The sequence below is a fragment of the Streptomyces sp. UH6 genome, assembly GCF_013421635.1.
In the GTDB taxonomy this organism is placed as follows: domain Bacteria; phylum Actinomycetota; class Actinomycetes; order Streptomycetales; family Streptomycetaceae; genus Streptomyces; species Streptomyces abyssomicinicus.
In genome coordinates this window covers 1-5482 of record NZ_JACADT010000347.1, presented here as the reverse complement: position 1 = coordinate 5482, position 5482 = coordinate 1, and the positions used below count along the sequence as shown (strand labels likewise).

The 5482-nt window shown below is 73.0% G+C and carries 6 protein-coding genes and 1 pseudogene; 1 reads left to right on the top strand and 6 read right to left on the bottom strand.

Going from position 1 to position 5482, the window contains the following annotated elements; genetic code table 11:
• The 6 genes and pseudogenes from HW445_RS17275 to HW445_RS34440 all read right to left on the bottom strand — a co-directional run.
• Positions 1-491 (bottom strand): annotated as a pseudogene (locus HW445_RS17275) (hypothetical protein); the annotation flags it as partial.
• Between the two features lie 238 nt (positions 492-729).
• A complete protein-coding gene (locus HW445_RS17270; protein ID WP_180221906.1) occupies positions 730-1185 on the bottom strand; it encodes a hypothetical protein in 456 nt (151 codons plus the stop codon).
• Between the two features lie 134 nt (positions 1186-1319).
• Positions 1320-2213 (bottom strand): DUF72 domain-containing protein, encoded by an 894-nt coding sequence (locus tag HW445_RS17265; RefSeq protein WP_180221905.1) that lies wholly within the window; start codon positions 2211-2213, stop codon positions 1320-1322.
• An 80-nt stretch (positions 2214-2293) separates the two neighbouring features.
• A complete protein-coding gene (locus HW445_RS17260; RefSeq protein ID WP_180221904.1) occupies positions 2294-2743 on the bottom strand; it encodes a DUF2809 domain-containing protein in 450 nt (149 codons plus the stop codon).
• A gap of 93 nt (positions 2744-2836) precedes the next feature.
• Positions 2837-3871, bottom strand: a complete 1035-nt coding sequence (locus HW445_RS17255; RefSeq protein WP_180221903.1) for a TauD/TfdA family dioxygenase — start codon at positions 3869-3871, stop codon at positions 2837-2839.
• A 170-nt stretch (positions 3872-4041) separates the two neighbouring features.
• Positions 4042-4122: a putative leader peptide gene (locus HW445_RS34440; protein WP_359270271.1), complete on the bottom strand. Its 81-nt coding sequence runs from the start codon at positions 4120-4122 to the stop codon at positions 4042-4044.
• 551 nt (positions 4123-4673) lie between these two features.
• On the opposite strand from HW445_RS34440, the gene HW445_RS17250 reads away from it, so the two are divergent.
• Entirely contained in the window at positions 4674-5345 is a 672-nt protein-coding gene (locus HW445_RS17250) for a lytic polysaccharide monooxygenase (RefSeq protein WP_180221902.1), read from the top strand.
• Positions 5346-5482 lie beyond the last annotated feature (137 nt).

Below are 5482 nucleotides of genomic sequence, written 5' to 3'. Positions count from 1 at the left end.
TGGAGGACGAACAGGGCGCCGAGGGCGAGTCCCTGCACGATGAACCCCGCGTACACGACCGCGAAGACCCACTCGTGCAGGAAGGGCTCCCGCCGCGCGTCGGCCCCCGTGGCGACGCCGCCGGCGAACGCCCGCGCCACCAGCTGCAGCGGGTACCCGGCCATGATCGGCGCGAGCAGCCCCGTGGCGACCCACGCCGGGAGCGCCAGCATCAACGCGGGCACCCGTCGGCCCCAGGGCCGGGTCAGCACCAGCGCCAGCACGATCACGCCGCTGTCCAGCAGCATGGACAGCCCGTTGGCCACGGCCATGGTCACCCGGTGGTCCAGCAGTGCGCTGCCGTCGGGAATGCCGACCCGGCTCCCGGCGATCCAGGCGGCCTTGAGGCCGAGATAGGGCAGGCAGGCGACGACAGCGGTCGCGCGCAGCAGCCGGCGGGCCGGCGTGGTACCGGCGGCAACGGCCGGGGCGGTCACAGGAGTTCGCGTCATGCCTCCACGCTCCCGCCCGAGCACCCCGCCCACGTCCTGCCCACCGACGATCCCCCTCCCCCACACGGCGGAGGCAGCCGCCCCGCGAGGCGGAGAACGGTTCGGTCCGTGAGGCGCAGGAGGGTCTCCGGACGGCTCCCCAGGCATCGCCGGCGTCCAGCAGCTCGGCATCCCACGTCGCAGCGACGCCTCGTTCGGCTGAGGGCAGCCTCTGGACGGCCGAGCGGGCAGCACCAGGTCAGACGCCGTCGGGAAGGCCCTGGCCGAAGGCTGAGCGGGTGCGCGTAGCCGCGGCAGCGATGCCGGACCTCCGGAGCGCGCGAGCCACACGCTCCACCTCGGGAAGCGTTCCTGAGTAGTCACCCTCCAGCACTCGGCGCAGCGCGGCCCGGGCGTCTGCCAGGTCGATGCCGAGCTCGGTCCGCAGCACGCGCATGATGACGACGCCCTTCTTCGGCGGGGTGCTCACCCGCAGCCACGCGGGTCCGTGTTCGGAGAGCATCTGCTCCCGCCGTTCCGCCGGCAGCGCGCCACCGCACACCATCACCGCGACCCCGCAGGTGGAGCAGGTCGACTCGACGTCCCAGCGCAACCGGCCGTCCACCAGGGCATGGACGCCCCAGCACTCCAGCTCCGCACCGCAGTCCTGGCACACAGCGGCGTACCTGACGGACTCGAAGACTCCCTGCTCCATCCCCACCCCCGGGCCATCATGTCGTAAACCGCCCGCGGCACCGTCCTCGCCGCCCGGCGGGATCATGCCGTCAGGTGGCCGACGGACGACCCCGTCAGGCGCCGCACAGCCCCGTCAGGCGCCGCACAGCCCCGTCAGGCGCCGGACGACGCCGTCCTCGCCCGGGCGGGCGGCGCGGAGCCCCGGGATCCCAGCAGACGCGTCATGCTTTCGGCGGCCCGTACCGCCGCGTCCCCGCAGCAGTTGTTGAACAGGACGTGCACCCGCTCGACCCGCTCGGCGAGGGCGCGCAACCGCGGCAGCCACCCCACGAGTTCCGCCTCGCCGTAGCCGTGCCGGAACCGGTCCTCCTTGCTGCCGGTGCCCCAGGCGGCACTGCGACCGTGGAACCGCACGACGGCCAAGCGCGGGGAGGTCACGGGGGTGACCGGCGGGATGGACGAGGGCAGCTCCTGCGTCATGTCCACCGCCACCGCCGCCATGCCGTACCGGGCGAGCAGGGCACGGGTGGCCTCCGCCCGTTCCTCGCGCCACCACGCCGGGTGCCTGAACTCCACGGCCAGGGGCCAGCCTTCGGTGCGCCGGGCGGAGTCCTCGAGGAACGCCTCCGCCCGCGCGCCGGGCCGGAACCACGGCGGGAACTGGAAGAGCACACCACCCAGCCGCCCGGCTTGCCGCAGCGGGGCGACCCCTTGCGTGAAGAGCGCCCACACCTCGTCGAGCACCCCGGGGTCGCGGGCGTCGGCCGGCAGGCCGTGCGGCATCACCGCGGCCCGGGTGGGGTGCCCGGTCAGCAGGGAGAACGCCTTGACGTCGAAGACGAACCCGTCCGGCGTCCGCTCCGCCCAGAGCCGGCTGTTCCGCTCACCGGGGAGGGCGTAGTACGAGGAGTCCACCTCCACGACCGGGAACCGCTCGGCGTAGTACCGCAGCCGCCCCTCGGCGTCCCGCCGCCCCACCGGGTACCAGCCGCTGCCGACCAGAGCCTTGTCGGTCCACGAACACGTGCCCACGAGGATGTCACCCATGACGGTGCGCCTACCCGGCGTCCTTCCGGGCAGACCGCGCGCCCGGCGGATCACCACCGGTGGAGCACCACACCGGTGGATCACCGCCCAGGGATCACCGCTCGGGGGACCACCGCCCTGCGGGACCACGCGACCAGACACCACCCGCTCAGCGCACCGACCGCGTACCAGAGGAGGTCCTGCGCGCCGAAGGTGGAGCCGAGCACCAGGCGAGCGGCCACACTGTGCCGGGAGAGTTCCGCCGGTACGCCGCTGAGTTGCAGGAACTCGACGCCCCAGCTGAAGGCCAGCGCCACCGCGGCGGCCTTCCACGCCGTCACCGAGGGAGCCACCAGGACGACCAGGGCGACGATGAGCAAGGTGTACAGGGCGTCCCCGCCGTACTTGGCGACGTCTCCCGTCATCGCGGCCCTGAGGCCCAGCCCCGCGCCGACGGTCACCACCGCGGCCACGGCCGCGGCGAGGCGCCTGCGGCTCCGGATCCGGCTCGTCCCGCCACCTGCGCACGCACCGCTGTCCGGAGAGGCCATGGAAGTCATCGTACGATCGCTGCCGCCGTGCCCGGGCCCCGGTTCCGCCCGGGTACGGGTGGAACCGGCGCCCGGCCGACGGGGCGAGGCGTCTCAGACCTCCGCCAGCACCCCGTCCGTGGAGGCGCCGGAGGCGATGCCGTATCCCGGCTCGGGCACGGACTTCGGCTCGAGCAGCACCGAGCGCCGGCCGTCCACCCCGACCGGCACGTCGCCGTCGACCGTGACCCTGCGGAGGGTCCGTTCGTGGTCGTCGGAGTCGTCCACGCCGTAGTGCTGGGTGGCCCGGTTGTCCCAGATGGCGACGTCGCCCGCGCGCCACTGCCACCGCACGGTGTTCTCCGGCCGCTCGACGTGCGACTGGAGGACGCCGTACAGGGCCCGCGAGTCACGGCCGTCGAGGCCGGCGAACCTCTGCAGGAAGTTGCCGAGGATCAGCGTGCGTTCACCGGTCTCCGGGTGCACCCGCACCACCGGGTGCTCGGTGCGGAACGTGACCGACGTGAACACCCTTCGGTGCTCGATCAGTCGCGCCGGGACGGCGCCCGGGCGGACGGCGGCGTAGTCGTAGTCGTTGGTGTGCACCCCGCGCAGGCCGTCGGCCAGCGTCCGCAGCGGCTCGGGGAGTTCGGCGTAGGCCGCCGCGGTGTTGGCCCACAGGGTGTTGCCGCCGTAGGGCGGGGCCACCTCGGCGCGGAGGATGGAGAAGGCGGGGTAGGCGGGGACGAAGGTCACGTCGGTGTGCCACTGGTTGGCGCGCCCGCCGTGCTCGTTGTCGATGCCGAGGGCGTAACGGCCGTCCACCGAAGGCACGGTGGGGTGGGCGACCAGCTCGCCGAGGAGCCGCCCGAACGCCTCGTGGCCCGCGGCGTCGAGGTGGTGCTGGCCGCGGAGGAAGACGACCTTGTGCGCGAGGACGGCGGCCCGGACCGCGGCCACGGTCCGTGCGTCCAGGTCGCCGCCGAGGCGGACGCCGGAGATCACGGCGCCGATACGGCCGCCGACCTTCTCGACGACGACCTGTGCGGTGCCGGGTGCGGACGCGGGAACGGGAGCGGAGACGGACGCGGGTGTGGCTGCGGACGCGGGTGTGGCTGCGGACGCGGGTGTGGCTGCGGTGGACGTCATGGCATTCCTTTCACCGGGTGCGGCCCCGCCCGCGCCGCGGGAGGCACGGCAGGGGCAGGGGCACGGGGAACGGGCGTCCCGGGGCGCGGAACGGTCAGGCGCCGGGACGGAAGGAAGGGGAAGGGGGGCGATCGCGCGCAGCGGCGCGCGGCCCACGGGATGCGCGAGCGTCAGCGCACTCGACACGCCGCCGAGGCGAGGCGCCCCAGGTCGACGTGGAGCCGCGTCACGAGAAAGGTCGTCGCGGTCATGCCCACGAGCATGGTGACCCGGCACGGGCCGGTCAAGGACGCCCCGTCCGGCTTCACGAGCCCGCAACGAGCTGGACGTGCTTGCCCCGCCCGCCGGCCCCCGGAGCGCCCGGAGACCCGGCCGTGCCCGCCGTCCGCTCCGTGCCGGTGGTCAGATGGAACGCGACGCCCTCACCCCACCGTGCCGGCATCAGCAGGCTGGCGGCCACCACCGTGCGCAGTCGGCGCCGCTCACCGGAATCGGCGGTTCAGTGGGGCGTGGGGGTGGGCTCTGGAGGTGTTTCGGACATGGCGGAGTGTCAGCTCCTCAGGTGCAGTTCGGGTGAGCGCCGCGGACGCCGAACACCACGGACACCGCGCCTGGCGGATCCTCACGTCACGGGCGCAATGCACAGGAAGGGCGCACAGAGGGCTGGGACGCAGGGCGGCACGTCAGCGTGAAAGTGGCGCAATCGAATGTTGCCGCATCTTGACATGTACGCAACCTTGATATGGGAGCGCTCCCACCCCCTTGTCCGCTGTCCCCCAGCCCCACGCGAAAGAGGACACCCATGACACGTTCCGACATCGCCGGCCGGTTACGCCGGGCGCCCTTCCTCCTCCTCACCCTGGTCGTCACCGCACTGTTCTCCCTGATCCCGGGGAGCGGCACCGCCTACGCCCACGGGTCGGTCGTCGATCCGGCCACCCGCAACTACGGGTGTTGGCAGCGCTGGGGCAGCGACTTCCAGAACCCGGCCATGCAGCAGCAGGACCCCATGTGCTGGCAGGCCTGGCAGACGGACACCAACGCCATGTGGAACTGGAACGGCCTGTACCGCAACGGTTCCGCGGGCAACTTCCAGGCGGTCATCCCCAACGGCCAGCTCTGCAGCGGCGGCCGGACCGAGAGCGGCCGCTACAACGCCATGGACACCGTGGGCAACTGGAAGGCCACGGACGTCGGCAGCAACCTCACCATCCGGCTGCACGACCAGGCGAGCCACGGCGCGGACTACATCCTGGTCTACGTCACCCGGCAGGGCTTCAACCCGCTCACCCAGGCACTGACCTGGAACGACCTGCAGCTGGTCACCCGCACCAGCCGCTACGCCCCCGGCAGTGAGTACAACATCCCCGTGAGCGTGCCGGGACGCAGCGGCCGGGCGGTGTTCTACACCATTTGGCAGGCCTCGCACATGGACCAGACGTACTTCCTCTGCAGCGACGTCAACTTCCGCTGAGGCAGGCCCACTCGCTCCCCCCACGTCCCGCCGGACCCCACCGTCCGGCGGGACACGCGTGCGCGCCTTCCCAGGGGAGCAGCCTCGGGCCCTGCCGAGCTTCCAGATCACGCCGACAGGTACGGTCCGGAACGACA

Bases quoted from the DNA above. Each gene is read 5' to 3' on its own strand.
- HW445_RS17270 (WP_180221906.1), bottom strand. From the start codon at position 1,185: ATGGAGCAGGGAGTCTTCGAGTCCGTCAGGTACGCCGCTGTGTGCCAG.
- HW445_RS17265 (WP_180221905.1), bottom strand. From the start codon at position 2,213: ATGGGTGACATCCTCGTGGGCACGTGTTCGTGGACCGACAAGGCTCTG.
- HW445_RS17260 (WP_180221904.1), bottom strand. From the start codon at position 2,743: ATGGCCTCTCCGGACAGCGGTGCGTGCGCAGGTGGCGGGACGAGCCGG.
- HW445_RS17255 (WP_180221903.1), bottom strand. From the start codon at position 3,871: ATGACGTCCACCGCAGCCACACCCGCGTCCGCAGCCACACCCGCGTCC.
- HW445_RS34440 (WP_359270271.1), bottom strand. From the start codon at position 4,122: ATGACCGCGACGACCTTTCTCGTGACGCGGCTCCACGTCGACCTGGGG.
- HW445_RS17250 (WP_180221902.1), top strand. From the start codon at position 4,674: ATGACACGTTCCGACATCGCCGGCCGGTTACGCCGGGCGCCCTTCCTC.